Source organism: Delftia sp. ASV31, assembly GCF_016428765.1.
In the GTDB taxonomy this organism is placed as follows: domain Bacteria; phylum Pseudomonadota; class Gammaproteobacteria; order Burkholderiales; family Burkholderiaceae_C; genus Comamonas; species Comamonas acidovorans.
Genome location: NZ_JAELTK010000337.1, coordinates 1 through 266 on the forward strand (window position 1 = coordinate 1; position 266 = coordinate 266).

Genomic DNA, 266 nt, shown 5'->3' on the forward strand with positions numbered 1-266 from the left:
GTGCTTGGCGGTGATCAACGGCCCCATCTGCGTGCGCTCGTCGGCGGGGTCGCCCACCTGCAGCGCGGCGGCCTTGGCCTGTCTCTTATACACATCTGACGCTGCCGACGAAATGCGAACAGTGTAGATCTCGGTGGTGGCCGGATCATTAAAAAAGGGGGGGGGGGGGGGGGGGGGGGGGGGGGGGGGGGGGGGGGGGGGGGGGGGGGGGGGGGGGGGGGGGGGGGGGGGGGGGGGGGGGGGGGGGGGGGGGGGGGGGGGGGGGG

General features: G+C 77.1%; 1 pseudogene. It reads right to left on the reverse strand.

Annotation, left to right across the window (positions count from 1 at the left end):
• Positions 1–266 (reverse strand): annotated as a pseudogene (locus tag JHD82_RS29710) (hypothetical protein); the annotation flags it as partial.